This is a genomic window from Sphingobium lactosutens DS20, assembly GCF_000445105.1.
Classification (GTDB): Bacteria; Pseudomonadota; Alphaproteobacteria; order Sphingomonadales; family Sphingomonadaceae; genus Sphingobium; species Sphingobium lactosutens.
Genome location: NZ_ATDP01000109.1, coordinates 83649 through 110406, shown reverse-complemented (window position 1 = coordinate 110406; position 26758 = coordinate 83649). Strand labels below are relative to the sequence as shown.

The 26758-nt window shown below is 62.2% G+C and carries 31 protein-coding genes; 9 read left to right on the top strand and 22 right to left on the bottom strand.

Annotation, left to right across the window (positions count from 1 at the left end; all coding sequences use genetic code 11):
- Positions 1 to 34: 34 nt before the first annotated feature.
- The 9 genes from RLDS_RS52870 to RLDS_RS0129125 form a co-directional block, all read right to left on the bottom strand.
- A complete protein-coding gene (locus tag RLDS_RS52870) occupies positions 35 to 385 on the bottom strand; it encodes a DUF2141 domain-containing protein (protein ID WP_021228568.1) in 351 nt (116 codons plus the stop codon).
- A gap of 179 nt (positions 386 to 564) precedes the next feature.
- Positions 565 to 1020, bottom strand: a complete 456-nt coding sequence (locus RLDS_RS52865) for an MAPEG family protein (RefSeq protein WP_021228567.1) — start codon at positions 1018 to 1020, stop codon at positions 565 to 567.
- Between the two features lie 16 nt (positions 1021 to 1036).
- A complete protein-coding gene (locus RLDS_RS52860) occupies positions 1037 to 1780 on the bottom strand; it encodes an SDR family NAD(P)-dependent oxidoreductase (RefSeq protein WP_021228566.1) in 744 nt (247 codons plus the stop codon).
- A 28-nt stretch (positions 1781 to 1808) separates the two neighbouring features.
- Positions 1809 to 2369 (bottom strand): carboxymuconolactone decarboxylase family protein, encoded by a 561-nt coding sequence (locus RLDS_RS0129130; RefSeq protein WP_021228565.1) that lies wholly within the window; start codon positions 2367 to 2369, stop codon positions 1809 to 1811.
- A gap of 32 nt (positions 2370 to 2401) precedes the next feature.
- Positions 2402 to 3289, bottom strand: coding sequence for an SDR family NAD(P)-dependent oxidoreductase (locus RLDS_RS52855; protein WP_021228564.1), 888 nt, complete (start codon positions 3287 to 3289; stop codon positions 2402 to 2404).
- Positions 3289 to 4155: a TauD/TfdA dioxygenase family protein gene (locus RLDS_RS52850; RefSeq protein WP_021228563.1), complete on the bottom strand. Its 867-nt coding sequence runs from the start codon at positions 4153 to 4155 to the stop codon at positions 3289 to 3291. Before RLDS_RS52850 ends, RLDS_RS52855 begins: the two co-directional genes overlap by 1 nt.
- Positions 4156 to 4170: 15 nt before the next feature.
- Entirely contained in the window at positions 4171 to 4917 is a 747-nt protein-coding gene (locus tag RLDS_RS52845) for an SDR family NAD(P)-dependent oxidoreductase (protein WP_021228562.1), read from the bottom strand.
- A 34-nt stretch (positions 4918 to 4951) separates the two neighbouring features.
- The gene (locus RLDS_RS52840; protein WP_021228561.1) at positions 4952 to 6517 is read right to left on the bottom strand and encodes a cytochrome P450; all 1566 of its coding nucleotides are present in this window, start codon (positions 6515 to 6517) and stop codon (positions 4952 to 4954) included.
- 47 nt (positions 6518 to 6564) lie between these two features.
- Positions 6565 to 6882: a 2Fe-2S iron-sulfur cluster-binding protein gene (locus tag RLDS_RS0129125; RefSeq protein WP_031299194.1), complete on the bottom strand. Its 318-nt coding sequence runs from the start codon at positions 6880 to 6882 to the stop codon at positions 6565 to 6567.
- Positions 6883 to 7076: 194 nt separating this feature from the next.
- Here RLDS_RS0129125 and RLDS_RS0129120 point away from each other — a divergent pair, with 194 nt between their 5' ends.
- The gene (locus RLDS_RS0129120; protein WP_236616944.1) at positions 7077 to 7817 is read left to right on the top strand and encodes a TetR/AcrR family transcriptional regulator; all 741 of its coding nucleotides are present in this window, start codon (positions 7077 to 7079) and stop codon (positions 7815 to 7817) included.
- A 337-nt stretch (positions 7818 to 8154) separates the two neighbouring features.
- Here the strand turns inward: RLDS_RS0129120 and RLDS_RS56415 are convergent, their stop codons facing one another.
- Positions 8155 to 8307 (bottom strand): hypothetical protein, encoded by a 153-nt coding sequence (locus RLDS_RS56415; protein WP_161626763.1) that lies wholly within the window; start codon positions 8305 to 8307, stop codon positions 8155 to 8157.
- A 92-nt stretch (positions 8308 to 8399) separates the two neighbouring features.
- On the opposite strand from RLDS_RS56415, the gene RLDS_RS52835 reads away from it, so the two are divergent.
- The 5 genes from RLDS_RS52835 to RLDS_RS52815 all read left to right on the top strand — a co-directional run bounded on the left by RLDS_RS52835 (position 8400) and on the right by RLDS_RS52815 (position 12205).
- Positions 8400 to 8825, top strand: a complete 426-nt coding sequence (locus RLDS_RS52835; RefSeq protein WP_021228558.1) for an organic hydroperoxide resistance protein — start codon at positions 8400 to 8402, stop codon at positions 8823 to 8825.
- A gap of 8 nt (positions 8826 to 8833) precedes the next feature.
- Positions 8834 to 9301: a MarR family winged helix-turn-helix transcriptional regulator gene (locus RLDS_RS52830; protein WP_021228557.1), complete on the top strand. Its 468-nt coding sequence runs from the start codon at positions 8834 to 8836 to the stop codon at positions 9299 to 9301.
- Between the two features lie 13 nt (positions 9302 to 9314).
- Positions 9315 to 9935 (top strand): glutathione S-transferase family protein, encoded by a 621-nt coding sequence (locus RLDS_RS52825; protein WP_021228556.1) that lies wholly within the window; start codon positions 9315 to 9317, stop codon positions 9933 to 9935.
- A gap of 136 nt (positions 9936 to 10071) precedes the next feature.
- Complete coding sequence (locus tag RLDS_RS52820; protein ID WP_021228555.1) at positions 10072 to 10491, top strand: response regulator transcription factor; 420 nt, start codon at positions 10072 to 10074, stop codon at positions 10489 to 10491.
- A 112-nt stretch (positions 10492 to 10603) separates the two neighbouring features.
- Positions 10604 to 12205, top strand: a complete 1602-nt coding sequence (locus tag RLDS_RS52815) for an MBL fold metallo-hydrolase (RefSeq protein WP_021228554.1) — start codon at positions 10604 to 10606, stop codon at positions 12203 to 12205.
- A 167-nt stretch (positions 12206 to 12372) separates the two neighbouring features.
- On the opposite strand, the gene mnhG is transcribed toward RLDS_RS52815, so the two are convergent.
- From mnhG to cls, 12 genes are all read right to left on the bottom strand, one after another.
- Positions 12373 to 12714 carry a monovalent cation/H(+) antiporter subunit G gene (gene mnhG / locus RLDS_RS52810; RefSeq protein WP_021228553.1) on the bottom strand — a complete coding sequence of 114 codons (342 nt, stop codon included), beginning with the start codon at positions 12712 to 12714 and terminating at the stop codon, positions 12373 to 12375.
- Positions 12711 to 12992 (bottom strand): K+/H+ antiporter subunit F, encoded by a 282-nt coding sequence (locus RLDS_RS52805; protein ID WP_021228552.1) that lies wholly within the window; start codon positions 12990 to 12992, stop codon positions 12711 to 12713. Before RLDS_RS52805 ends, mnhG begins: the two co-directional genes overlap by 4 nt.
- On the bottom strand, positions 12989 to 13471 hold the full coding sequence (locus tag RLDS_RS52800) for a Na+/H+ antiporter subunit E (RefSeq protein WP_031299191.1): 483 nt from the start codon (positions 13469 to 13471) through the stop codon (positions 12989 to 12991). Before RLDS_RS52800 ends, RLDS_RS52805 begins: the two co-directional genes overlap by 4 nt.
- Complete coding sequence (locus RLDS_RS52795) at positions 13468 to 15081, bottom strand: monovalent cation/H+ antiporter subunit D (protein WP_021228550.1); 1614 nt, start codon at positions 15079 to 15081, stop codon at positions 13468 to 13470. The genes RLDS_RS52800 and RLDS_RS52795 overlap by 4 nt, the downstream gene beginning before the upstream one ends.
- Positions 15078 to 15419, bottom strand: coding sequence for a Na+/H+ antiporter subunit C (locus RLDS_RS52790; RefSeq protein WP_021228549.1), 342 nt, complete (start codon positions 15417 to 15419; stop codon positions 15078 to 15080). The genes RLDS_RS52795 and RLDS_RS52790 overlap by 4 nt, the downstream gene beginning before the upstream one ends.
- Complete coding sequence (locus tag RLDS_RS52785; RefSeq protein ID WP_021228548.1) at positions 15419 to 18331, bottom strand: monovalent cation/H+ antiporter subunit A; 2913 nt, start codon at positions 18329 to 18331, stop codon at positions 15419 to 15421. The genes RLDS_RS52790 and RLDS_RS52785 overlap by 1 nt, the downstream gene beginning before the upstream one ends.
- A 151-nt stretch (positions 18332 to 18482) precedes the next feature.
- Positions 18483 to 19361: a universal stress protein gene (locus RLDS_RS52780; RefSeq protein ID WP_021228547.1), complete on the bottom strand. Its 879-nt coding sequence runs from the start codon at positions 19359 to 19361 to the stop codon at positions 18483 to 18485.
- 475 nt (positions 19362 to 19836) lie between these two features.
- Entirely contained in the window at positions 19837 to 20079 is a 243-nt protein-coding gene (locus tag RLDS_RS52775; protein WP_031299189.1) for an acyl carrier protein, read from the bottom strand.
- Positions 20080 to 20539: 460 nt separating this feature from the next.
- Complete coding sequence (locus RLDS_RS52770; RefSeq protein WP_021228545.1) at positions 20540 to 21103, bottom strand: ankyrin repeat domain-containing protein; 564 nt, start codon at positions 21101 to 21103, stop codon at positions 20540 to 20542.
- A gap of 77 nt (positions 21104 to 21180) precedes the next feature.
- Positions 21181 to 22854, bottom strand: a complete 1674-nt coding sequence (locus tag RLDS_RS52765; RefSeq protein WP_040603992.1) for a catalase — start codon at positions 22852 to 22854, stop codon at positions 21181 to 21183.
- A 254-nt stretch (positions 22855 to 23108) separates the two neighbouring features.
- Positions 23109 to 23741: a GNAT family N-acetyltransferase gene (locus RLDS_RS52760; protein WP_236616943.1), complete on the bottom strand. Its 633-nt coding sequence runs from the start codon at positions 23739 to 23741 to the stop codon at positions 23109 to 23111.
- Between the two features lie 47 nt (positions 23742 to 23788).
- Positions 23789 to 25219 carry a cardiolipin synthase gene (gene cls / locus RLDS_RS52755; RefSeq protein WP_021228542.1) on the bottom strand — a complete coding sequence of 477 codons (1431 nt, stop codon included), beginning with the start codon at positions 25217 to 25219 and terminating at the stop codon, positions 23789 to 23791.
- A 282-nt stretch (positions 25220 to 25501) separates the two neighbouring features.
- Between cls and RLDS_RS52750 the strand changes: the two genes are divergently transcribed.
- From RLDS_RS52750 to RLDS_RS52740, 3 genes are all read left to right on the top strand, one after another.
- Positions 25502 to 25696 (top strand): hypothetical protein, encoded by a 195-nt coding sequence (locus RLDS_RS52750; RefSeq protein WP_021228541.1) that lies wholly within the window; start codon positions 25502 to 25504, stop codon positions 25694 to 25696.
- Complete coding sequence (gene dksA, locus RLDS_RS52745) at positions 25693 to 26118, top strand: RNA polymerase-binding protein DksA (RefSeq protein WP_021228540.1); 426 nt, start codon at positions 25693 to 25695, stop codon at positions 26116 to 26118. The genes RLDS_RS52750 and dksA overlap by 4 nt, the downstream gene beginning before the upstream one ends.
- A 192-nt stretch (positions 26119 to 26310) precedes the next feature.
- On the top strand, positions 26311 to 26697 hold the full coding sequence (locus RLDS_RS52740) for a response regulator (RefSeq protein ID WP_021228539.1): 387 nt from the start codon (positions 26311 to 26313) through the stop codon (positions 26695 to 26697).
- Positions 26698 to 26758: the final 61 nt, after the last annotated feature.

Sequence of the window (26758 nt, the reverse complement as noted above, 5' to 3'; positions counted from 1 at the left end):
CGACGTCAAAAAAATGTATCGCTTGCTACTCCAATTAGAAGTGGCGAAGCGCGAACGTGACCGTCTGGGCGCGGAATCCATGCTCGAACGCAGCCGCCCGCCATTCAGGCTTCCTGAGACCCTTCAGCGCGCCATTTGAGAAACCGACATCTTCAGTAGGCAACCCGATGAGATTGCGATCGACACGGCCGTTGCTGTTCCGATCATGGTAGGCATAGGCAGCATATTGCCCGGGAGGAACAGCGAGGATGGTGGCGGTCGTCGTCCCCGCTTTTGCGTGCAGTTCGACGCTCAAGCGGCAGGGCTTGAGGAACTCCGCCTGCCTGCAAAGAGCGACATGAATTTTTCCCTCCGCGCTGGCCACGTTTGTCACGACGATCGTCACGGCAGCATTGTCCGGTGCGGACGCTGCGGCAGCCGGCGCTTGCGGTGCACCCGCCGCTGAAGCCGCAAAAACGAGGAGAGCGCACAGATTTTGCGCCGTAGCGCACGGCGAGATTGGGCAGCGAAGGGTCGATATCCAGCATCGAAGTGCCACGCTCGCGATCTGAAATCTCGCCGTGATCATGCCAAGCGCATCGCAACGATGATCGCGACATCGATCCAGAGCGCAATGATGAACAGCCATCCCAAAGCGAATGGCATTCCTCTGTGCATCGGGTTGTTGTAGCTCAAATGCACGAAACTCTGAATTGCGCGTGCCACGACGTAGGCCCATGCCCAGACAAGCGTCCACTGCGAGACGCCGCCAAGAACAAAGGCGCTTAGGCAGCCGCCATAGAATAAAACGGGAACTTCGAAGAGGTTCGCATAGTGGCGAACAGCCACCACGGCATATTCAGGTTCGGACGGCCCTATAAAGGCCCTGTAGTAGGCGACATCATTGCGCGCTTTGGCTGCCCGGCCCCGCGTTGCCGCCAGCCGGGCAAAAGCAATGATTGTGATGAAGACCACTGCCAGAACCGGAAGAAAAATGATCGCTTGATTGATTGCGTGTCCCGGCATGCCGCGTCCTCCCATGATCGTGCTCTTGTCTTCAACTGACGACCCGGCCGCCGTTCACGCCAATGCTCTGACCAGTGATATAGCTGCTCGCCTCCTGGCAGAGCCATGAGCAGGCGCCGGCGATGTCGTCGGGTTCGCCAAGGCGGCGTACGGGCATATTGGCGATCAACGTGTCGACCGGAATAACGAAGCGGCTCCGGTTCTCCTCCGCCATGATCGTGCCCATGATTGATCCCGGCGGGATGTTGTTGACCGTGATCCCGAACGGCCCCAGCTCCTGGGCGAGCGAACGGGTCAACGTGATCACCGCGCCCTTCGACGAGGAGTAGGCCGCCATGCCTGGATTGCCGGTCTGTGCGCCCGACGAGGAGATGTTGATGATACGGCCCCAACCGGCCGCCCTCATGTCGGGTAATACCTCCTGGGTAACGACGAACGTGCCCCGCACGTTGACCGCATAGACATGGTCCCACAGTTCGTCCGTCACCTCATCGAACGGCGTGAAGTCGGTCACCGCCGCGTTGTTGACGAGCACGGTGACCGGCCCAAGCGCTTCCCGGCAGTTGGCCACGGCTTCCCGCACCTGGGCACGCTTCGATATATCGGCTCCGAGCGCCACCGCCGTTCCGCCGTCCGCGCGGATCGCATCGACAATAGCGGCGCAGCGCGCCTCATCGAGATCGAGGACACCCACCGCCAACCCGTCGGCCGCCAGCCGCTTCGCGCAGGCAGCCCCGATGCCGGCAGCCGCGCCCGTCACGATCGCAGTCTTCATCGCTGTTTCCCGTTCCGGCCCTGGCCTGTCACGGCGCACCAAATTGCGCGGCGAGCTCGCGCAGATCTGCGGCCCGCTGAATCTTCGTCGATTTCATCACGCCTGCTACCATCGCGTAGGCGCCAACCGTAAAGAGGAAGTCGAGCATCTGCTTGTCGTCCCACTCGCTCTTCAGTGCGCGCCAGCTTGTCTCGCCGACCTCGTGATTGCGGACGAGCTCGTCCGTCGCCCGGATCACGGCGCTCTCGAAGGCAGTGAAGTATGGATCGTCGGCGCCGCGCTGGATCGGCCCGTACATGTCGTCCTCGAGACCGCAAAGCCGGCTGGTGTTGAGATGGCTCGACCACATGTAGGTGGCCCCGGTGATCCAGGCTGTCCGCATGATCGCGATCTGGCGCAGCTTGACCGGCAGGGAGTTCGTTGTGAGCAGATGGACGTTGAACTGCGAGAACAGGTCGGCGAGCCGTGGATGATGCGCAAATGTCATCAGTACGGGATTCTTGTCGGCATCCTTGAAGAAGCCGCCGGTCCAGCGGTCGAAGAAAGCGCGCGTCTCATCAGTGAAGTCCTGCGGCGCGAGCGGAGCCATGCGTGGTGCAGGGTCGGGAGGGAGCATCTCGCTCACTTGACCTTGCAAGACGCGTAGACGGGCGGGGCGGCTCCAGTGCCCTCGCGGACCGAAGGCGGAAAGCCGCCGCCAGTATCCGTGATGCCATACTCCTTGCCCACCTCGGCGCCGATGACGGTCTTGCCGTTGAAGCGCATCATCTCGGGATCATTGAAAAGCGCCCAGACCACATGGCCGGTATAGTCGGGCGACTCGAGCGTTCCCTCGAGATGAGCGAGCTGCTCGGGCATCGCTTCCATCATCGCCAGCAGGCGTTCGGTGGCGAGCGCGCCCATCCAGACCGAGACGGCGGCGATGTCCGCTCCGGCGTCGGCGAAATCCACCCCCATGTCGAACGCCATCTTGTCGACGCCGGCCTTGTGCGCGCCGTAAGCCGGCCCGAAGCAATAGTGCATCGCGCCTGGCGAAGAGGTGAAGACGATCAGGCCGCGGTCCTGCTTGACCATATGTGGCGCGGCGTACCAGCTCGCCACGAAGCCGCTGCGCACGCCGACATCGATCATGTTGCCGATGGCCAGCGGCTTCTCCCAGAACTGTCCTGGGGCCGACAGCGCATCCGACACAGCGCAGGCATTGTTGACGAGAATGTCGATCCGGCCTTGTTCGTCGATCACACGCTCGATCAGTGCCTTGACCTGATCGTCCTTCGAATGATCACAGCGAGTCGCGATTCCAAGACCGCCGGCCTGCGTCACCTCGGCCGCTGTCGCGTGGATCGTGCCGGGCATCTCGGCATCGCCTTCGTGCTCGGAGCGGCCGGTGACGTAGACGGTGCAGCCGTGCGCAGCCAGCGCGCGGGCGATCCCGCGGCCGGCACCGCGGCTCGCCCCCGTCACGATCGCGACTTTGGAAGCCTCACTCTCTTGACCGATCAAGACCATCAGGCGAACGCCTCCTCGCCCTCGAGCTTGGTGCGATGCATCAGGCGCCCGCTATCCATCGCATAGGGCATCGCGCGGTGCATGGTGCCGGTATTGTCCCAGATCACCATGTCGCCCAGCTTCCACTCGTGCCGGTAGACGAACTGCGGTTGGGTCGCCCAATCGCGCAGCCGCACCAGGAGGGCCTCGCTCTCGGCGAAGGACAGGCCCTCGATCTGCTGAGCCGTGGCGCCGAGGACCAGCGATTGGCGGCCGGATCGGTGCTTCCACACCAGCGGAAGCGTGTTGCTGCCGCGCCCCTGCCACTGCTTGATCTCGGCGTAGCTTGGCTCCGGCTTCCAGTAGAGCTGGGAGCGCCACACGCTGTGGACCACCTTGAGCTTCTCAAGGTCGGCCTTCTCGCCGTCGGGCAAGTCATCCCAGGCGGCATAGGTGTTGCAGAACTCGGTCTCGCCGCCTTCGGACGCGAGCGCATGTGCACTCATGATCGAAGCCAGGATGGGCTTGTCCGACATAGTGCCGTCCAGATGCCAGAAGAATGCGCCCTTGAGATAGCTGGCGATCGGATTGATCGTCTCGTCCATCGTAATTGGATAGACAACATCCTTGTCGCCGTTGCCTTCGCCCTCCTCGTGCGCGAAGATGCCAAGCGTGTGAGTGAAAGCGATCTGCTCTTCGTCGCTGAGGTTGATCTCGGGGAACACGATCACGCCGCGCCGTTCGAGAATCTCGCGGATCTCCTGCACTTTGGCGCCGCTCAGCAGCGTCTCCTTGTCGGCCTCGATCGTGCAGCCGATCCGGGGGGACACATCGGTGACCTCGAACCGCGAGAGTGTCGAAGCAGTCATCCTGACCTCCTCATCCATGGCGCCGCGGCACCGTTACATCCAGCTTCCGCCGTTCACGTTGATCTCCTGGCCGGTCACGTAGCTCGCCTTGTCGGAGCAGAGATATTCGACGGCACCGGCGATATCCTCGGGCGTGCCAGGACGCGCGATCGGTATGCCCTGAACGATCATCTCCAGCGGCACGCCTACCGCCTTCAGTCCCGAGACCATCAGCGGCGTCTCGACGAGCGACGGCGGCACGGTGTTCACGGTGATGCCGTGGCGGGCGAGCTCGCGGGCGAGCGAGCGGGTGAAGCCGATCACGCCACCCTTCGCCGCCGCGTAATGCGCACGGTCCTGCGCGCCCGACTGCGCGGCCTGGGACGAGATCGTCACGATCCGTCCCCACTTGGCCGCTACCATGTCGGCGAGCGCCGGCTGGATGGTGTGGAACACGCCGTTCAAGTTGACGTCGATCATCCGCTGCCAGACCTCGATCGGCATCGTCTGGATGTCGCCGTGCTCGGAATAGCCGGCATTGGCGATCACGACGCTGATCGGGCCGAGCTCGGATCGGATGTCGCGGTAAGCGGATTCGATCTCTGCGCGGCTGGCGACGTCCACGCGCCGGGTGAGGACTTTCGCGCCGCACGCGCGAAGCGCGGCGCCCTCCCGTTCAAGCAGTTCCTCGTTCAGGTCGAGGACCGCCACGGGATGGCCGTTCCTCGCAAACATCTGGCTGATGCCGAGCCCGATGCCCGAGGCCCCGCCCGTCACCACCGCTACGCGTTCGTTCGTCATGGTCTCCCCCGATCCGTTATCATCCGCGCCGTGCTCAGGCTGCGGTCAGAGCGGCGAGATCGGCGTCGATCGCGTTGAGCGCATCGTCGGTCAGCCGGTCTGGCGCGAAGCCCTGTATAGCGCGCAGCGTGAAGCCCATCGCCATGCCGACCTGCGGATCGCTGTCGAAGCCCGGAAGGTGCTTCGAGAGCACCGCTTTGGCGGCGGGATCGCCGAACAAGGTTCCGATCTTGGTCGCGGCAGTCGAATAGACTTCCTTCGCAGGGTGCGACAGCTCGTCGGCATCGCCAAAGGCGAGGCCCGCGCGCAAAGGCCGGTCGAGCGGTACGAAGTCTGCCGAAGGGGTCAGCTCCAGATGCATGTTCTCAATCCCGCGGATGATGAAGCTCGGCTCCCAGTCGATGCGGCGATCGCCGGCAGGACCGTGCCTGTCCTCCGCCATCGTGATCGACGCCGTGTTCTTCAGCAGGTCCTCGATGATGATACGAAGCTCGGCGCGCGCGAGCGGCGCGCCCACGCAGACGTGCGCACCCCGACCGAAGCCGACATGCTCCTTGGCGCGGGGCCGATCGAGGAGGAACGCTTCCGGATTGTCCCAGCGCTTCGGATCACGATTGGCGGCCGCGAGCGCCACCATCACACGCGTGCCGGCGGGAACTTCGAAATCCCCGATTCGCGTATCATGACGAGCTACACGGAAGGTCGTCTTGGTCGAGCCCTCGATCCGAAGCACCTCCTCGAGAAGTGCAGGGACGAGCGAGAGGTCGGCGCGCACGCGGTCCTGCAGGCCGGGCTCGTCGACGAGATACTTCATCGTGTTGGCCAGGAGCTTGGCGCTGGTATCCTGGCCCGCGCCGAACAGAAATGTGGTAAGGCTGACGATTTCCCTGGCGTCGGGCAGCGTGCCATCCGGATAGGGCGCGTTGGCCAGTTCCGAGATGACGTCCTGACGAGGGAATTTCCGCCGGTCCTCGACATAGCCGGCGAAATAGCTCGCCATGAACTCGAGCGGCATCTGCTGCTTGTCGGATCCGTCGAGCGCGCCGGGCGGCGGTCCGGACGCGATCGTCTCCATAAAACTCCGGCGGTCGTCGGCAGGCACGCCGAGCAGGTCGGCAATGACGAGCGTCACAAACGGCACCGAGACATCACAGATAAGCTCGCAGCGGCCGCGCGCGACGGCCGTCTTCACCAGCTCTTCGGAGAGCTCCATGATATATTGCTCGTTGGCTTTTAGGCGCGAGGGCGTGAACAGACGCCCTAGCAACGCGCGCGAGAAGGTGTGCGGCCGACCATCGTAAGTGACGAGCAGGTCGCTGCCGAGGAACTTGCCGCGGTTCTCCTCGATCTGCCCGTCGATGTCGGAACCATGGGGTTCGAACGGCAACGGCGCTCCGGCGCCTTGTACGCAGTTGGCGGAGGAGAAGTCTTCGGTGTTCTTGAGCACCTCCAGCGCCTCGTCGAAGCCGGTGACGAACACCACGCCGGTGCCGGGCTGACGATAGATCGGACCGTGGACCCTAAGCGACTCCAGGAAGGCATAGGGATCCTTGAGGATCTGGTAGTCGGTGAAGTAATCGCGATCTTCGAGGCGCTGCATGGTTGGCTTCCTGTATATTTGGATGCGGGTCTATCGATCGAAGGGGTTCAGTCCTCGGGCGCAACCGTCACGCGCAGCCCTGAAAGGCTGTCGTCGAGGCGGATCTGGCAGGAGAGGCGAGACCGGTCAGTGCGGTGGCTCGAGCTGTCGAGAAGATCGTTCTCGTCTTCGCTGATCGGCGGGATGGTTTCGGCCGACGTCGGATCGACATAGACATGGCAGGTCGCACACGCGCAGCCACCGCCGCAAAGCGCCAGCAGCTCGTCAACGCCGCCGTCCCGGATCGCTTCCATAACGCTCACCCCTATAGGCGCACCTACCGTGTGCGTTTCCCCCTCCCGCGTCGTAACGATAACTTCCGGCATGATAGACCCCATAGCATCCGCTTATTGAGACACAGTGGCGCAATATGCTTCCGAAGTATCGAGGCAAACGCTGCTATGTCCGAGTTAGGCATGAAAAACGCCGGGGCGATGTTAGAGGCGATTGATCGACGTTTTGATATATGTTGGGGCAATTCGTTCCCCGCATGACGCGAATGCGCCCTTGGGAGGAAGGTTTGGCAATTTTTTCCGTGGCAAAAGGAGTGCGGGCTTCCTCGTCGCTCTATGCAGGGAGGGAAGGGGGCCGTTTTGATCTTGGAGATGAAGCGAGAATGGATCTTCAGCGGGAACGGAATGCGGGGCGTCCGCCCGTACGGAACGCGCGTTCGGCGCGGACCCGCGAAGCGCTGAGACGTGCGTTTCTCCAATTGCTCGAGATGGCACCTCTGGAGGAAGTGACCATCCGCAATGTTACTGCTGAGGCGGACGTAAGCTACGCTACGTTCTTCCGGCACTATGCCGACAAGGATGCGCTGCTGGACGACGTCGCCGCCGAAGAGATCAGCCGATTGCTGGCGATGACCCTGCCGCTTCTCTTCAGTGTCGATAGTCGCGCCTCCTCACGAGCGTTGTGCGCTTATGTCCGGGAGCATCGAGCCATATGGACGGTGCTTCTGACAGGAGGCGCTTCGAGTGTCCTGAAGAAAGAGTTCATCCGGCAGGCGCGCGAAGTTGCAGCACGGTCGGGAGAGCGGGATAGCCGGATTCCGAACGATCTGAGGGTCGTGTTCTGCGTATCGGGAACGCTAGAGATCCTGGCGTGGTGGCTGGAACACGGGGACGATATCTCGATCGACCGCATGGCAGAAATTCAAGACATGCTGGGCGTCGCGCCGCATGTCCGACCCGGGCCAGAGGAGGCAGTTGCAGTCGGCGAGTTAACCGATCCCCGTTCCCGGATGACGGACCTTGTGTGATTTCGGTAGCATCGCTGGCAAACATCGCCGCGCAAGGTAGCGATCTAAATGCTGTTGATACTGATAATCGCTGCATGAGGCGCGTCTGCCCTGATGGTTCATATCGGGTTGGCTGATCAGCGTCGAACAAAACTGTGCGACACGGTATGACGCGCCGGTGTGCGATGGCGAGCTGTCGCTCCCAAGGCGGTCGTCGGCTCAGAATCAGGGCGAAGCCAAATCTTGGGATACGTACCCGATCGCAATCGTCGCCCCGCTGAGTGTGATGCTCATGTTGCGCACGAACGTTTGGGTGGAAGCCGGGATCTGCCAGTGGCTCGGAGCGCTCGTCGTCCCTCTACTGCTCCTTCTTTCCAGGTTGTGGCTTCTCCAGAGCCTTGGGTTTCTGGCGGGTATCGCCGGTCTCGAGCCGGTTCTTTGCCGTTGCTGGCGGATTAACCAATTGCGATGTCGCGCCGAAGCGGGCTCGTTCCGGCGACATTGCGCTCATTTTTCGCCCCACGCTCAATCCGAAAGTGAACGCCTTGACAAGAAAGATTGCGCACAATATAATTGTGTCACATTTATTAAATGGAGCTAACGATGAGCGCACTATACAGCACGAAGGTCACAGCGGTCGGCGGCCGCGCCGGAACGGTCAAGAGCGATGACGGTCTGCTCGAACTGCCGCTGGCGCTTCCCAAGGCCCTCGGCGGAAAGGGTGGCGCTACCAATCCGGAGCAGCTTTTCGCCGCCGGCTATGCCGCCTGCTTCGAGAATGCCGTTATCCATGTGACCAGGACCGCTTCCGAGAAGGTGAGGGACGACGATATCGTCGTCGTGGCCGATGTCGGGATGCTGCCGAACGGCGCGGGCGGTTTTGCGCTGACGGTGGCGCTCGACGTCACGATCACGGGTCTCGATCAGGCCGCAGCGGAAGAGATCGTTGCCAAGGCCCATGCAGTCTGCCCTTATTCGAACGCGGTGAAGAGCAATATCGACGTCGCCATCGCGGTGTCGGTCAACTGAGGATGAGAATGGTGGACCTGCCGAATGATGAAGATCCGTTGGACCTCGATCGGCAGGTCTGCTTTCCGCTCTATGCAGCCTCCAACCTGCTCAGCCGGCTGTACCGTCCCATCCTCGGCGAACTCGGCCTCACCTATCCACAATATCTGGTGATGCTGGTGCTCTGGAAGCATACGCCCCAGACGGTCGGATCCCTCGGGGACATGCTTCACCTGGATAGCGGAACGTTGACGCCGCTCCTCAAGCGGATGGAACTCGCCGGGCTGATCAGCCGTACCCGCGACGCCGAAGATGAACGGCGCGTGCTGATCGGCCTGACGGGCAAGGGCCGCGGCCTTCGTTCGGATGCCGAGAAGATCCCGGCGATGTTGTCGGAGGGCTTGGCAATAGACGAAGCGGCCATCGCGGCGCTGCGGGAACAGGTTCGGGGACTCGTCTCGGTGCTTCGCAGAGCGTCCCCCGGAAATCCTGAATGATCGGAAGAGCCTCATGCTGACCGTACATCATCTTGGCATATCGCAGTCGGACCGGATTGTCTGGCTCTGCGAGGAACTGGCCATCCCCTTCGAACTGGCGCGCTACGATCGAGATCCCGTCACGCGGCTCGCGCCGTCCGCTTACAAGGCGCTGCATCCATCCGGCACCGCTCCGGTCATCACCGACGGCGCGCTGACGCTCGCCGAATCCGGCGCGATCATCGACTATATCGTGGCCAGATACGGCGACGGGCGGCTGACCCTCAAGGCCGACCATCCCGATTTCGCGCGGTTTCTCTATTGGTATCATTTCGCCAACGGTTCGCTCATGCCCTGCATGATGATGCTTATGGACGGGGGCGGCATGGCGGCAATCATGCAGGATCGCGCCGGACGCAGCCTGGCGGCCTTGGAGGCGCATTTCGCTGAGGGTCACCAATGGCTGGCCGGTGAAGATTTCACCGTCGCCGACATCATGACGATGTTTCCGCTCACCACGATGAGGGCGTTCATTACGCTCGATTTGTCTCCCTACCCCAATCTCCGCGCTTATCTGCGGCGCGTGGCGGAGCGCCCGGCTTTTCAAATCGCGAGGGCGAAAGCCGACCCCGACTTGCAAGTTCCGCTCGACTGAACGAACCGCCGCCCAATGATGGGATATCCACCGCGTCGCAGGCTCGCGCGACCGCGGACCAATACGTAAGGACAATTGTCTCGCGTGCGTGTCATCTGTCCGACCCGGCCCCATTGGCTGGTATTTCAGGATGGATATGAACACGCACATTGTAGCAGACCCGGCGCCTCACCCGGTCATCACCCTTGTGGACGACGATCCGGGCGTCCGACGCTCGGTTCAACTCCTTCTCCGCTCCCGTGGCTATGACGTCCGCTCCTACGCCTCGAGCACGGCCATGCTGGCCGATGCGCATGTGCTCGATGCCGCCTGTCTGGTCACCGATTATCTCATGCCCGAGCTCGACGGGATCGCGGTGCTGGATGCACTGCGCGAACGCGGCTGGAAGGGGCCTGCTATTCTGGTCTCCGCCTATTGTTCGCCGCGGCTCCTTGAGCGGGCGCAGCGGCAGGGATTTGCCAGTGTCATGGAAAAGCCGCTGCGAGAGCACTTTCTCAGCGAGACCGTTTCACGGCTCATCGGCAACGGTGGAAGACGTCCCGTTCCCCTGCCGTGAAGCCGGTCGATGACCGCATCACTTGAACTCGTCCGGCCATGGCCTTCAATGTCGATGCCATGATGGCTACGCTGTCGGGAAGGGTCTTCGCGAGGAGTCGAAAAGGACAGGTATGGACGAACAGCCGCCGGTCACGATAACGTTCCACGGCGCCGGCCGCACAGTAACCGGCTCCTGCATGGAAATCTCCGCCGGCGAAAGCCGCATCCTAATAGATTGCGGGCTCTTCCAGGGATCGCGAAGCCTGGAGGCATTGAACTATCGCGCCTTTGCTTTCGACCTGAAGAAGATTGATGCGGTTCTTTTAACCCATGCGCATATCGATCACTGCGGCTTGCTGCCCCGGCTCGTTGCAGCCGGCTATGACGGTCCGGTCTGGTGTACGCCGCAGACCCGGGACCTTCTCGATGTCGTGCTGCCTGACGCGGGCCGGCTTCAGGAGAGCGATACAGCGCGGCGCAATCGGCGTGCCGACCGGGCGAGCGAGCTGCCGTTACAGCCGATATACACCGGTAACGACGGTGAGCGTGCAGTACGCCTGGCGCGCGGCATGGCCTTGCGGCAATGGTTCGAACCGGCGCCAGGCATCCAGGCACGGCTCTGGAACGCGGCGCATATTCTCGGATCCGCCTCGATCGAGCTCTCGATCGGCGATCTGCGGCTGCTCTTCTCCGGCGACCTCGGACCGGAGAACAAGGCTTTCTATCCCGATCCCGAAGCGCCGGCCGGGTTCGACCATGTGGTGTGTGAAAGCACTTATGGCGATCGGACATTTGCCCAGCCCACGATCCGGCAGCGCCGCACGCTGCTTCAACAGGAGATCAAACTGGCGCTCGCACGGGGTGGCAATCTCGTCGTCCCGGTGTTCGCACTCGAACGCACGCAGGAGCTGTTGCTCGACATCGCAAGCCTGATCAATGCCGGCCGGATCGCTAGAGTACCGGTCTATATCGATTCACCACTGGCGGGTCAGGCAACACGGATATTCGCTAGCCATGCCGATGCGCTGGAGGATCTGGGGCGGGGCAGGATTTTCGATCATCCCGCCTTTCATTTTGTCGAGACCGCCGATAAGTCGATGGCGCTCAACGACGTGTCGGGTGCGATCATCCTTGCTGCGTCCGGAATGTGCGAGGGCGGGCGCATTCGTCATCATCTTCGGCATAATCTGCCCCGCCCGGACTCTACGATACTGTTCGTGGGGTTCCAGTCTGCAGGCACACTCGGCCGCGCAATCCTGGAGGGTGCCAGGCGCGTGCGGATGTGGGGGCGCACGATACCGGTCCGGGCCTCGATCCGGCGGCTTGAAAGCTATGCTGCCCATGCGGATCGGGATGGGCTTATCGCCTGGCTCGCGGATCGGGCGCCGATTGAGGGAAGCCTGTTCCTAACCCATGGGGAAGCGGATGCGGTCGATATGCTCAGCGCCGAGATTACCGAGCGAAGCCTGGCGCAATCGATCATCGTGCCGCAGATGGGCGAATGCTATGCCTTGGCTCCGGGTGTCAAGGCGAACCTCGAGGGGGCTGCCAATCCTGAGGCGAGTGCGGCGACCGGCTCGGATTGGCGCAACAGCTGCGCCGATCTCCTCGCTAATCTTCAGGCCGAACTCCGGAAAATTCCGACTGCGCATGGTCGCGAGATGGCGCTCCGGCGCATGTCGGAAGCACTGACTTCTTCTGTACTCGAGAAATCGACCCCGACGACGGATTGATCGTGCGTGTGACTTCCTGCTCCTGGAATCCTCCATCTTGCTAAATGGCTCGCACGCGGCGTCCGGTCATCACATCGCCGACGCCGTTCGAGAGGAAGAATTGAGGTTGATGATCTGCGTTTTCGAAACGGAAGCTGTGCGGAGCGCACAGGATCTACCGGCTCACATCAGTCCTTCGGAACATCGGCGCTGCCCGCACGTCGATCGCGATACAGGGCGGCGCGACCCAGCAGCATGAGTGTGGCCGGTGTCGTCACTGTGACAAAGATCGCAATCAGGATTTCGTGAATCACGGGTCTCGATTGCAGCACGGAAAAGCAGGTGATCGATGCGACCAGGATAGAAGCGGTCCCGAGCGTTGGTCCCAGCGTCGGCGCATGAACCCGATCGTAGAAGCTCTTCAGCCGCAAGAGACCGACCGCGCCGATCAGCGTGATCGTTGCGCCGAGCAGCACGAACACACCGACGATGATCGCCGCCCATAGCGGAAGGTCGGGGGCCTGGATCATTCGATCACCTCGCCACGCATCAGGAATTTGGCGAGTGCGACGGTGCCGGCGAAACCCAGCAGCGCGATGACCAGCGCCTCTTCGAAGAACAGCGTCCGCCCGGTCTGGATGCCATAGGTCAAAAGCAGCAACATGCCTGCGAGGTAGAGCGCATCGACACCCAGCACCCGATCCTGCGCGCGCGGTCCCCGCAGCACGCGAAAGGTGGCGCAGGCCATGGCCAGCCCAAGCAGGATCTGCGCGAGCGTTATTGCGAATGCGAGGATGAGCGTGCTCATTCGAAAATCTCTCTCAACAGGGCCTCGTAGCGCGTCTTGATGAGCGCCTTCCATTCGTCCTCATCGACGAGGTCAAGCACGTGGATGAGGACGCTATTGTTCCGCGCGTCGTGCTGGAGCCACAATGTGCCCGGCGTGGCAGTGATGATGATCGCCAGCGCCGCAAGAGCGTAGGGACTGCGCAGCGTGATCGGCAACTCGATGAAGCCCGACCGGCGGTCGGTGCGCCCGAACAGGACGATCCGGCCGACGGCAATGTTCGAGCGGATGATATCCGCGACAACGAGCGCGGTCAGCTTGACCATCGCCCGGCCGAAGCGGATGCGAGGCTGTTCCGGAGACAGCCTGCGCATGACCTGTCCGCCAAAGAAGGCAACCAGTGCGCCCACGACGGCATGACCAGGCGAAAAGCCGGTTAGAAGCGCCCACATGCCGAATAGGGCCAGTGAGAGGAGGGGATGGGGAAGCAACCGCCTCAAGGTTCCGTCTCCCGGGCGCGCGGCGCAAAGCGGACAGCCTCGATGTACGATGAGGGTTGAGCAAGACCTCCAGCAGTAGCTTCCATGTAGCGGAAAAGCGGGCCTGCTCCGACCATCAGCGCGAGGCAGGCCGCAAGGAGGAACCCGATCGGCACGACTTCGACCACGCTGAGGCGCGACGGGGCATCCTCCCCAGGTGTCCAGAGCAGGTCGATCCCGGCGCGGGTCATCGCAACCAGAGTGGACAGGCCCGAGAGGATGATGAGAGCGATCAGGATCCAGGTCGTGGCAGTGATGCGCCCGTCGAACAGGGCATCGATGATGGCGAACTTGGCGATGAAGCCGGAAAGCGGCGGCAGACCCGCAAGCAGAAGCGTGCAGAAAATGAAGCCGCCGCCCAGGATCGCGATGGTGCCGGGAATGACCACGCCCGCCTCGGACTCTTCCTCCACAACCGCGCCGGTGTACTCGTCGTCGAACACGGGCTCGGCCACGCCCATGATCATGTCTTCCTCATCGGCATTGCGTTCGACCGGCTCGATGATGAGATAGAGCGCGCCGACAGCGAGGGTAGAGCTGACGAGATAGAAGAGCAGGGCAGCCGTCAGCGCCTCGCCGCCAATGCCGATCGCAGCGAGCAAAGTCCCTGATGACACCAGCACATAATGACCCGCGACTCGAGTGAGCGTGCGCGTCGCCAGGATGCCGAGCGTGCCGAACAGCATCGTCGCGAAACCGGACCATATGAGCCACTCCCCGGCGAAGCCCGCGGCCATGCCGGATGCTTCACCGAACAGAAGCGATGTAAGGCGCAGGATGATATAGACGCCGACCTTGGTCATGATCGCGAAGATCGCCGCCACCGGCGGCGCCGCCGCAGCATAGGTGCGAGGCAGCCAGAAGCTCAAGGGCCAGATGCCTGATTTGACCAGGAAAGCCACGCCGAGGATCGCGGTGCCTGCCTCGAGCAAGCCCAGGTCCTGCGGAGGCACAAGCGGAACGCGTGCGGCAAGGTCCGCCATGTTGAGCGTGCCTGTGACTCCGTAGATCAGCGCGATCCCGATTAGGAACAGGAGCGAAGTGGCAATATTGATCGTGATGTAGTGGAGGCTGGCCTTGGTTCGCTCCGCCCCCGCTCCGTGCAGGATAAGACCGTAGGAGGCGGCCAGCAGCACCTCGAAGAAAACAAAGAGATTGAAGATGTCGCCGGTCAGGAACGCACCGTTGACGCCAGCGAGCAACAGCAGGAACCGCACATGGAACCGCGGGCCGGAGCGGTCCCAGCGTGCCATCGCATAGAACAGCGCCGTGAAGCCCAGCACCGCCGTGAGCAGCAACATCAGCGCGGACAGCCGGTCAGCGACGAGCACGATGCCGAACGGCGCCGGCCAGTTGCCCAGCAGATAGGCCTGAGGAGTGCCGTCCGCGCCGAAGCGGCCATCCACCTGCGCGAGCAGCAGGGCGGCGATCCCGATGAGGGCGGCGGTCGTGCCGAAGCTCAGCGCACGCTTGACCGACCGACGCCGCTCGTCGAACGCGAGCAGCAAGGCCCCCACGAGGATAGGCAGGATGACCGGGGCGATGATGAGATGCTGTTGCCAACCGGTCATGGTTCGTCATCCTCGCCGTCGACATGATCGGTCCCGGTCAGGCCGCGAGACGCCAGCAGAACGACCAGCAACAGCGCCGTCGTGGCGAAAGAAATGACGATCGCGGTGAGCACCAGCGCCTGCGGCACCGGATCGACATAGAGGGCCGGGTCCACGTCGCCCTTGCCGACGATCGGCGGCGCGTCCGTGCGCAGTCTGCCTGCCGCGAGGATGAACAGGTTGACGGCATAGGATAGCAGCGAGAGGCCCAGAACAACCTGAAAGGTGCGCGGCCGGAAAAGCAACCATAGCCCCGACGCCGTCAATATGCCGATCGCAATCGCGAGCGCCGTTTCCATCAGCCGGTCTCCCCGACTTCCTCAGCCGCGCGAGGAGCGCGGGGCGTCCTGATCGACTGGTGGGCGAGGGCAATCAGGATCAGCACGGTCGTGCCGACGACCACGGCGAACACGCCGATATCAAACAGCAAGGCGCTGGCGACCGGCACCGGACCTATGATCGGCAGATCGACATACTGAAAATGAGTTGAGAGAAAAGGGAAGCCGAACAGCGTTGCCGCCGCGCCCGTCAGGCCCGCCAGCAGCAGGCCTGCGCTGATCCAGCGCACCGGCTGGATATTGAGCCGCGCCTCGACCGAACGCGTGCCGCTCGCCATGTAGAGGAGCAGGATGGCGATCGAGGCGGCGACGCCGCCGGCAAAGCCGCCGCCGGGCAGGTCGTGACCGCGCGCCAGGAGGTAAAGAGCACAGGTCAGAATGACCGGGAACAGCCATTCCATGATGATCCTGGGGACCAGCAGATAGTGGAGTGCTGTATCACCACGTTCCCGGCCTTCGCGCGCATCGTCGGACGCATTCTGGACCTGTTGCTGATCGGGCTGCACCACGCTTTCGGCCGCGGGGCGGAACCGCCGCAACAGGGTGAACACCGTGAGCGCAACGATCGAGAGGACAGTGATCTCCCCCAGCGTATCGAAGCCGCGGAAGTCGACGAGGATGACATTGACGACGTTGGTGCCGCCGCCGCCCGGATAGGCCTGCTGCATGAAATAGCGCGATATTCCGACCGGCGCTGGGCGCGTCATGACGGCATAGGCAAGTGCTGCGGCGCCGGTGCCCCCCACGCTCGCGAGCAGGAGATCGCCGCCGCGCCTAAAGCGGACGGCGAAAGGCGTGCGCTCACCTGACCAGGTATCAGGCATGCGCATGGGCAGCCAGCGCAGGCCGAGCAGCAGCAGCACGAGCGTCACGATCTCGACGAGCAGCTGGGTGAGCCCGAGATCGGGCGCCGACAGCCAGACGAAGCTTATGCAGGTCGAGAGGCCGGCGACACCGACCAGCGTCAATGCCGCCAAGCGGTGGAATTTCGCGAGCATCGCCGCGCCGACCGCCGCGACGCCGCCCAAAAGCCATAGGAGAGCGAACACGGGATCGATGAGGATTTGTGAGCGGTTCCCTGCGCTGTATCCGAGCCTCACAACAGGAAGAGCGCCGGCGATGAGTGCCGTCACGATGATCAGCCGTAGCATGACCTGTTGCCGCCCGGTGCTCAGCGCACGATAGGCGACCCGTGCGCCGTCGATCAGGGCGGCAAGGACGGCCTCGAAGCTGCGCCTTCCCTTGAGCCGTCCGATGACGGGCGACTGCGCCGCGGCGTTGAGCCGGTGCCGGAACAGGCGGTATAGAAGCGCGCCACCGATCAGCGCGATCATGCTCATAAGCAGCGGCGTATTGAAACCATGCCAGATCGCCAAGCTGTAGACGGGTGTCCTTTCACCCAGGACCGAGAGCACGGCGCTGTGCAGAAAAGGCGCGATGGTCAACGCGGGCATGATGCCGACGAGCAAACAGAGCAGAACGAGTATCTCGATCGGCAAGCGCATCCAATGCGGCGCCTCATGGGGGGTATGGGGAAGATCAGTGGGCGGCGGGCCGAAGAAGGTCTGATGGATGAAGCGCACCGAATAGAGGACGCTGAACATGCTGGCGAGCGTCGCCAGCACAGGAAGGACACGGTCGAGGATTGTACCGCTGTGCGCTTCCAGCGCCTCGGCGAGGAACATCTCTTTCGAGAGGAAGCCGTTGAGAAGCGGAACGCCTGCCATCGCCGCGGCGGCGACCATGGCCAGCGTCGCAGTGATCGGCATGAAGCGGATCAGGCCGCTGAGCTTGCGCAGATCGCGGGTGCCCGTCTCATGGTCGATGATGCCGGCCGCCATGAAGAGGGACGCCTTGAATGTCGCGTGATTGACGGTGTGGAAGATCGCCGCGACCGCCGCCAGCGGACTGCCTAGTCCCAGCAGCAGGGTAATGAGGCCGAGATGGCTGATCGTCGAATAGGCTAGCAAGCCTTTGAGGTCGTGCTGGAAAATGGCCGACCATGCGCCCACGAGCAGCGTGGCGAGGCCGGTGGTGGCGACGATCAGATACCAGGCTTCCGTGCCCGACAGTACCGGCCAGAGCAGGATCAGCAGATAGATGCCGGCCTTCACCATCGTTGCCGAATGAAGATAGGCGGAAACCGGGGTAGGGGCCGCCATGGCGTGCGGCAGCCAGAAGTGGAAAGGGAACTGCGCGCTCTTGGTGAAGGCGCCGATCAGGATAAGGACCAGGGTCGGCAGGTAGAGCTCATGGCCGCGGATCAACGCGCCCCTCGCGAGCACCATGTCGACGTCGTAACTACCCGCAATCTGTCCGAGGAGAAGAAGGCCTACCAATAGGCAAACACCTCCGGTGGCCGTCATGATCAAAGCCATCCGCGCGCCATCGCGGGCAGCTTGATTGTGGTGCCAGTAGCCGATCAGCAGGAAGGAGAAGAGGCTCGTCAGCTCCCAGAAAAAGACGATCTGGACAAGGTTGCCGGACAGGACGAGGCCGAGCATCGAGCCCATGAAAGCCTGGAAGAAGCTGAAGAAGCGCGGAACTGGGTCCTCCGGCGACATATAGTATCGCGCATAGAGGATGACGAGCGCGCCGATCCCGAGAACGAGCATGGAAAAGAGCCAGGAGAAACCGTCGAGACGCATCGTCAGGTCGAGGCCCAATGAGGGCAGCCATGGGACGGTTTCGCGGAGGGGTACGCCATGCGAGACGGTTGGATAGAGCCGCACAAGAAGGCCCAGCGCCAGCAGCGTCACGAAGCCGGTCAGGACGGATGCCCAGTTGCGCCCGCCGGGCGGCAGGAAGCCCGCGATGAGAGCGCCGAGATAGGGAAGCGCGAGAATGAAAAACAAGGATCCCGCGTCAGTCATGCGTAACGTATATTCCCTGGCTGGCTGATCGCCTCTTGAGCAGTTTCTCCCTTAATGGGTGAAAGGGGCGGGAAAGGGCAAGGCCCGGATAGGATGGCGCGTTGCGAAATGCTTGCAGCCGACCGTCTTCAAACGCAGCGGCTTTCAGATATCAATCGCCGCCGAGATGATGGACTATCAGCAGGTCGCTTTCCAGACTTTCGACGAGGCGCTTTGCGGTGCTGCCGATCAGCGCGTCGAAGACCGCGCCGCGGCCATGACTGCCGATCACGGCCAGGTCGATATCCTCATTCTCGATAAAGTCGCTCAGCAGCGCTTCGGGCGCACCATGTTCGACGACCACGCGCGCCCTTTGCCGAAGTGTTGAATCGACGCGCTCGTCGCTACGAAACTTGGTGGTCATGTCCTTCTGAATCGCGCTGAGTTCGCTCATCATATCGCGATCGGCGACAACTCCGCCAAACGGCATGTCATAGCCATGGAAAAGCGTCACATCAGCCGAGGGAAAGAGCGTGGTAACGACATCGAGCGCCGCCACCGAAGCCGCGGAAAAGTCGGTTGCGACCGCGAGATTGCGATAGGGCCCACGCGAACGGTCGTGGACCATGAGCACGGGAACTTCAGAGCCTCGCAGGATCCGGTTGACGGTGCTGCCAAGGATCATGCGGCCCAGCGATTCCGCGCTGGCTGTCCCGGTAACGATAAGATCGCACCCTTCGCGCGACGCGATATCCACGAGCTTCTCGGCTGGGTTTCCTTCCTCGACGATAACGCGGATATGTTCGGAGAGGCTGGAGAGATCGCGCCGCAGACGCCATCTCACGCGCTCGATGGGATCGGGCAATCTGCGCCAGGAGCGCCGGGCGCGGTCGAGATAATGACGCGGCGTGTCGGCTGGATCGGCGATGTAGGCGGCTAGCAGTTCCGCGCCGGACTCGTCGGCCAGCTGGACGGCGCGATCCAGTGCACGGTCGCAGCGTGCGTTCAGATCGGTTGCGAGGAGGATCTTGCGCAGGGTTCTTTCGGTCAATTTCTACGTCTCTCATTGTCCCCCCAGCATTCACGCTAGTTTGTGGAGCAGTGAGGCGCCATATTCGCAGCCACTGGCAATGATATAAAATGCTATGGCAATAAAGCGACTATCACGTCCTCTGCCATGAGAGGCGCGCGCGCCCCATGTATCTAGCCAACGCTTGCGCACCACATGAGCATAGCGGAGTGCTCTGCAAGTAAGAGTGGATCTCGTTGAGCATTTCTAACCTATGACATTGCCTTGGGCTAGGGGAGGTCGGGTTCCAATATCGAGCCGGGGCTGAGCATTCATTGCATAGCTGTCACGAATGCAACTCGGCGCGCCCTGCGTGCGATCCGACTACTTTCATGTGCGGGCCGCTGCACGCCCCGCTAGAGCGCGGTCGCCCTCACATAGGGCACCCCACTCCCGGCGGCCCGTCAAACGGCCGCCGGGAGCCCAAGTGGGAGGTCGGCATATGTAAGGGGGGCGGTCACCCTGCCTTCCCGGCCGCTTCCACATAGGTGATCGCGTCCTGCACGGTAGCGATGCCTTCGACGTCGGAGTCGGGAATGGTGATCCCGAATTCGTCCTCAAGCGCCATTACCAATTCCACGACATCAAGGCTGTCGCCGCCCAGGTCGTCCAGAAAGCTCGCTTCCGGCGTCACCTTATCGTCATAGACGCCCATGTGCTCGACAACGATCTTCATGACTCGTCCGGCTATATCATTCATGAAACCCCCAATCATTCGGATGGTCCTGATCGACATCGAATCGGGTTCGATCTCGCACTGCGCGGCGCATCACAGCAGTTCGCGTCGCTAAGCTCAAAGCATCTGCATCCCTGCGTCAAGAGACGGATCAGGACCGCGAGCAAGGGTGGCCCCCAAGATGGCCGCAGAGCGGAACAAATAGCTTCCCGCACGTCCCGTCCAAGCCGAAACCGCATTGAGAGGTTTCGGCGGTAGAACTTCTTCAGCCCAACGATTTGATCGATGGATTTGGGATTATCATAGACGTCGTAAGACCCACCCGGATCGAGAGCGTAAGGAAAACCTAATCGTCATGGGCGAGTATTTCGAATTTGATGCGGGCGGATCAGCGGTGAAACCCTGTGACCTTGCAAATCGGCGCCCGGAGTGTGAAACTAGCTGGTTCAACCCGGTTCATTTTCGCGATGGCCAGTCGGTCCACCTACCGGCGAGCGAGTTTATTCACAATGGCGGTATGACCTTGCATCGCGGCGATGGATTTGGCGCCTCGTCCTTCCAGGTCAGTAAGGTCCGGGCTTGCGCCTGCGGCGAGCAACATGTCGATTTGCGCTTCCCGCCCAAACATCGCCGCCATCATCAATGCGGTCTGACCGGCCTTGTTGCTTACGTCCACACCGCATGGTGTCCTTAGCAGGCGCGCCGCGAGAACATCATCCCCTTTGAAGGCCACGCCCATCTGCGCGGTGTTCCCTCTGGTTTCGTCGGGTCTGCATGCGTCTGCTCCAGCTTTGATCAGTGCATCTACAGTCTCGTCATGGCCATTATACGCCGCCAGGATCAAAGCGGTGAAACCGCGAGCATCATAGCCGTCGAGATTGACGCCCGCCTTCGCCAGCGGCTCGATCATGTCGGCACGGCCCAGCCTGGCGGCCTCGTAAAGCAGTTCCTGCCGCCGTGCGGGCGATGGCAGCTCGACTGGGGTAGGCGAAGAGGCGGGCGCGGCGGTCGCTGCCGCCAGAAGCGAGGCGACGAAAAGGGTCAGCATCGAAATAATCCTTGAAAAAGACAGGGCGCGACGGCCTGAAGCCCTCGCATCCCGTGAAAAGGGAGGAGGGCACGATCTCAGCGGACCGCCAGACGCTGCTGCGGATAGGCCGTATCATACTCGGCGACCGCCTTGGCCACTTCGGCCATGGGCACGTTCACGGCGCGCGCGAGACGCGAGCCATAGTCCTTGTCGGCCTGGTAGAAATAGCTGACCATCATGGTGCGGACCCGGTCCGAGCGAACCTGTCCGAGATCGATCGCCAGGTTGGCGATGAGGTCTGCCTTGTCCCTGGCCGACAGTGAGCGATAGAAGATCCCAGCTTGCTCGAAATTGTTGGTCGTCTCGATCGGCCTGGCGTCCACCGTCGCATTCACTTCATAGGTGGATTGTGCGAATTCCGGCGCGACCTGCCTGGGTGCCGATGCGGCGGGGAAGTAGTTGACGTTGGACGTGCTGCCCGACTGGTCGAGCAAGCCGTCCTGATAGTTGTTCACGACTGGCGCCAGCGGCTTGTTGACGGGCAACTGCATGACATTGGCGCCCACCCGGTAGCGCTGCGTGTCGGAATAGCTGAACAACCGTCCCTGCAGCATCCGGTCGGGCGACGCCTCGATACCTGGCACGAGGTTCGCCGGAGCGAATGCCGATTGCTCGGTGAACTCGAAATAATTGGAGGGCATGCGGTCGAGCGTCATCTCGCCGATCTTGCGGAACGGCACGCCAAGCCACTCCTTGGTATCGTCGAACGGATTATAGTTCAGACCTCCGAATTGATCGGGCGTCATCGTCTGGATCATGAGGTCCCAGGTCGGGTGATTGCCCTTGCCGACCTCGCGATAAAGATCGTCGGTCATGAAATTGAACTGCGCGGCACCCGCATCCTTCGCGGTGAGGTTCTTCACGCCCTGCCGGCTGACCCAGCGGAACTTGGCGAAGGTGACCTTGCCGTCCTTGCTGACCAGTTTGAAGGCATGGACGCCATTGCCGTCCATCGTCCGATAGGAAGAAGGCGTGCCCAGATTGGAAAACAGATGGGTCAGCATGTTGGTGGATTCAGGCGTAGCCGAGAAGAATTCGAAGAAGCGATTAGGATCTTGCTTGTTGGTCACCGGCGAGGGCTTGAGCGAATGGACCATGTCGGGAAACTGCATGGCGTCGCGGATGAAGAAGATCGGGAGGTTGTTTCCGACGAGATCCCAATTGCCCTGATCCGTGTAGAATTTGGTCGCGAAGCCGCGCGGATCGCGCAGGCCCTCCGGGCTGCCCGACGGGTGGATGACGCTTGAGAAGCGCACGAACACCGGGGTCTCCTTGCCTGCCGCGAATAACGAGGCCTTGGTGATGTCGCTGATGTCTGCTGTCGCACGAAAGACGCCGTGGGCGCCGGTTCCGCGCGCATGCACGACGCGCTCGGGCACCCGCTCGCGATCGAAGCGCGCCAGCTTCTCGATCAGCGTCGTGTCTTCCAGCAGAACTGGCCCAAAATCGCCCGCGGCCTTGCTGTTGCGGTTGGCGCCAATCGGCGCGCCGTTGTCGCGGGTCATGTTGGGCGCGACGACTGGGGCGGGTTCAGTCGGCACGACCATGGTCTGTCCGGCGTCGGTCGGAAGCGTCACGCTCACCATGCGCGGCGCGACCTGGGCGTCGTGTCCTTGAGCGAGCAATTGCGTGCCGCAAAGGGCAAATGAACTGACGGCGACAAGGCTCAGGCTACGAAAACGCGTAGCTGAAGTCGAAGGGTTCGGCATGGTGAGGCTCCTGTTTTTTGCCGACGTCCGCTCGTCGACAGCCGTTCAAATGGGAGCCAGTGGCTAACGTTTTCGGTTAAGCGAAGGAAACGATCATTATCCGTCTCAGATAGTGGAAAAAGCGATCAATATCGCCAAATCAGCGGGAATAGGATCTGACTTCGCGAGCCGATCGTAATGCTGGTGAAGCTGCTATCCGTACTGCAAGTGAGCAGCGCAATTATGGCGGATGCAAGCCCGGTGAAGCCGCTCGCCTAAGCCGGCGTGAGCGTCTTGCGCACCAGAACCAAGGTGGCATCACCGGGGAGTGGCTCCACCACGAATCCTGAATCCCGCTCGACCTGGATCGCGGCGCGGTTGCCACGGTTCTCAATGGATTCGATCACCGAAAGTCCCCGAGCCGTCGCGCGATCGGCAAGGAAGGCAAGCAGGGTCCAGCCGATCCCTTCATCATGATGTTCGCCGTGAACCGAAATCGCGACTTCTCCGCGCTTGCCCGTCGCGTCGCAGACGAGCATGCCGGTCGCGACGACCGTCCCGTTCGCCAGAAATACCAGATAGTTCTCGGTATTGCTGTCATCGCCCGAAGTCATGGCCTTGATCTGATCGGCGCCGATCGCGTTCAACCCGGTGAGGAACCGGAAGCGGAGATCTTCCTGTGTGATTGAGCGGAACAGGTCCGTCAGCGTCGATGCGTCTTCCGGCGTTGCAAGTCTGACCTGAAGTTCCAGGCCTGAGCGGGTGGTCAGTTGAACGGGCTTCGCATTGAACGTCATGACAGGTCCCAGTCGGTTGTATCGGCCGCTTGTGCCGCCACCTTCCGATGAGGGGGCAAGAGCCATTAGCCATGAAGCAAGTGCTGTGACGGTAATGCGTTCCGAGCGCACTACGCAAATGCCCTGATCTGTATGCTTCGCATGCCTTCGCAGCCGCATCAGAGGAGGGGACTGATGAGACGAGCCAGATTCTCCGCGATCTTCCGCATGAACGGTCGGCGCGCCCAATCCTGGTATGTCAGTTCCCGGCTGCCCTCGAAATAGCGCTCTTCCACGGCGCGGACGCGGCGAACCTCGCCGGGCGTGTATATGACGAGATTGGCCTCCGCATTGAGGGTGAACGACCGAATGTCGACGTTGCTCGAGCCGATAGTGGCGAGGTCGTCATCGACGGTGATGTGCTTGGCATGGAGCAGCCTGTCCTCGTAAAGAAACAGGCGCACACCCGCGCGCAGCATTTCAGCGTAGAAGGAGCGCTGGGCGAGGCCGACCAGTAGCTGGTCCTGCACGAGCGAGACGACGAGCCGGACATCCACGCCGCGCAGGACGGCGGACTGAATGGCCTCGATCAATCCCTCGTCGGGAATGAAATAGGGTGTGGTGATGACGACGCGCTCGCGCGCGGCATAGATCAACTCGACAGTGAGGCGTTCGCTTCCGGACACCGGATAATCCGGTCCGCTGGGCAGCAACTGTAGGGACACGGATCCGCGCGGCTCAGTAGCGGGGAAGAGCGCATCGGCTGTCACTTGCTGCTCTGTTTCAAGGTACCAGTCCGACAGGAATACGGACTGCAATTGCGCCACGATCGGGCCGGTCGTGCGCGCCACCAACTCCTGGTTGCGGATACCGGGCCGGAAATCGGCGGCGACGATGTTCTGGGAGCCGATGTAACCGATCTCACCATCAATGATGGTGAGCTTGCGGTGATTGCGCAGGTCGGCCCGCGCCGGCCGCCATCGCAATGGCCGGACCGGCAGGACCTCACGTGCATCGACACCCCGTGCCTGCATGGCTGCGATCACGCGTGACCGCCAGGGCCGCGAGCCCAGCGCATCGATCATCACCCTGCACGACACGCCGCGCCGGGCCGCCCGGCCCAGCGCTTCGACGACCTGCATTCCGACATCGTCGTCGGCAAAGATATAGACCAGCAGATGGACATGATCGCGCGCGCCGTCGATATCACTGCAGAGGCTTTCGACCGTGTCATCATATTCGTAGAGCAGACGAAGATCATTGCCGCCGACCGCTGTCATACCGCCCAAGTTCGCGACGAGCCGTGCGACAGGTTGACGCGCCATTTCGATGTCGGCGGGAAAATCCGCCCCAGCCGCGGTGAGCGCAGCGTCGGTTTGTCCGGACCTTGGGTTGCCGGCAAACCGCTGCCTTCGCCATTTGGGAAATCGGGGGCGGCCGATAGCGAGATAGAGGATGAGGCCGGGGATGGGCAGGAAGAAGAGAAGCAGCAACCAGCTTCGGGCCGCTTCGGGAGACCGGCGGAGCGGAACGAGCACGACCATCGTCAGCCGAATGATCCACTCGGTCACCAGATAAAACGCGCCCCAATGTTCCTCCAGATAGGTCATGTCGCTATCGTTGTCGGAGAGCTGGAAGGCGGCAAGTTTTTCCTGAGGGGGGCGACATTTAGACGCGCTCATTTGCCATGAGCGCGATGGCAACGACGCTTCTCAGCCGCTGTGGAGCCGGAAAACGGCTCGATATACGGATGTTCGGTGCGCACCGATCCGAGGCTGGGCAGCACATCGCAGGGCCGTTGCAGCAAAGGGACGCAATCTCAGCAATTTCATGCTAGGAGGCGACACGAGTCCGAGGATCGTCAGCCCGGTCGGTACAGTGTGAGATGAGAATTGAGCGCCGCCAGCTTTTATAATCAGAACGCCATCGCCGAACGGAGCGCGGCGCGACAGGAGAGCCTCCCAAAGCGCCGCCAGCAGCGCGAGCGGTCAGCCGAGCGCTGGGAAGAGATGGCCCGTGCGGCCGAAGAAACCGAACGGCGCACCGCGATCAACGAAGCGCAAAAGCGGGCAAGGGAGCTGTCATGACCAACGCATCGGTCGAACTTCCGGTCGACTATCGTCCGTCTGACGACGAGGCGTTCATGAACCCCTTGCAGATGGAGTATTTTCGCTCGCGGCTACTGGCCTGGAAGAAGCAGATACTCGGCGAGGCCGAGGCCACCCTCAACGTGCTGCAAATGGAGCAACTTCGCGAGCCTGACCCCAACGATCGTGCGTCGCATGAGGCGGACTGGTCGGTCGAACTGCGCACGCGCGATCGCCAGCGCAAGCTCATCGCGAAGATCGACGCCGCCCTTCGCAGGATCGAGGACGGCGAGTACGGCTATTGCGAGATTACCGGCGAACAGATTTCGTTGCGGCGCCTTGAGGCGCGGCCGGTCGCCACGATGACCGTCGAGGCGCAGGAGCGCCACGAGAGACGGGAAAAGCTATCGCGCGACGGCTAGACAGCGATAAGCGCAAGAACTTTTCCACGTCGCGAACCCTCCATGAGTCCTGCCTCTCGCCATGGCAAGGGATGGCGCCCCGACAAACGTGGTTTCTCGTGGCTGCGGGAACTTACGTAGCGACGCGCGTCCTTACAAAGACACATAGCGGAAACAGGTCGGTATGATCCGGCCGGTGCGAGGATGCACGATATGGTTGATCCGGCGCCGCCCGTGCGTCCCAGGATATGCGTGGTCGATGACGATGCGGCGGTGCGCCGCGCCAGCTTGCTGGCGCTCGAGGCATGCGGCTATGAGGTGCGTGCGCATTCGAGCCCTATCCAGGCGCTCAGGGATCCCGCCGTCGGGGATGCCCTGTGCCTGGTCACGGAATTTCTCATGCAGGGCATGGACGGAATCGCGCTGGTGCGCGGCCTGCGCGCGACCGGCTGGTCGCGCCCGGCGATCCTCGTCACGGCCTATCGCGCGGACTATCTCGCCGCGGCGAACGGCGAGGCGATATTCGTCGACATTCTCGAGAAGCCGGCGATCGAGCGACGCCTGATCGCGTCCGTCGATCGGGCAACTGGCCGTGCCTGAGGCGACAGCTACGTATATTCCCGAAATGCCTGGTGCGGCACTTTCAGCGACCTTCCTGCTA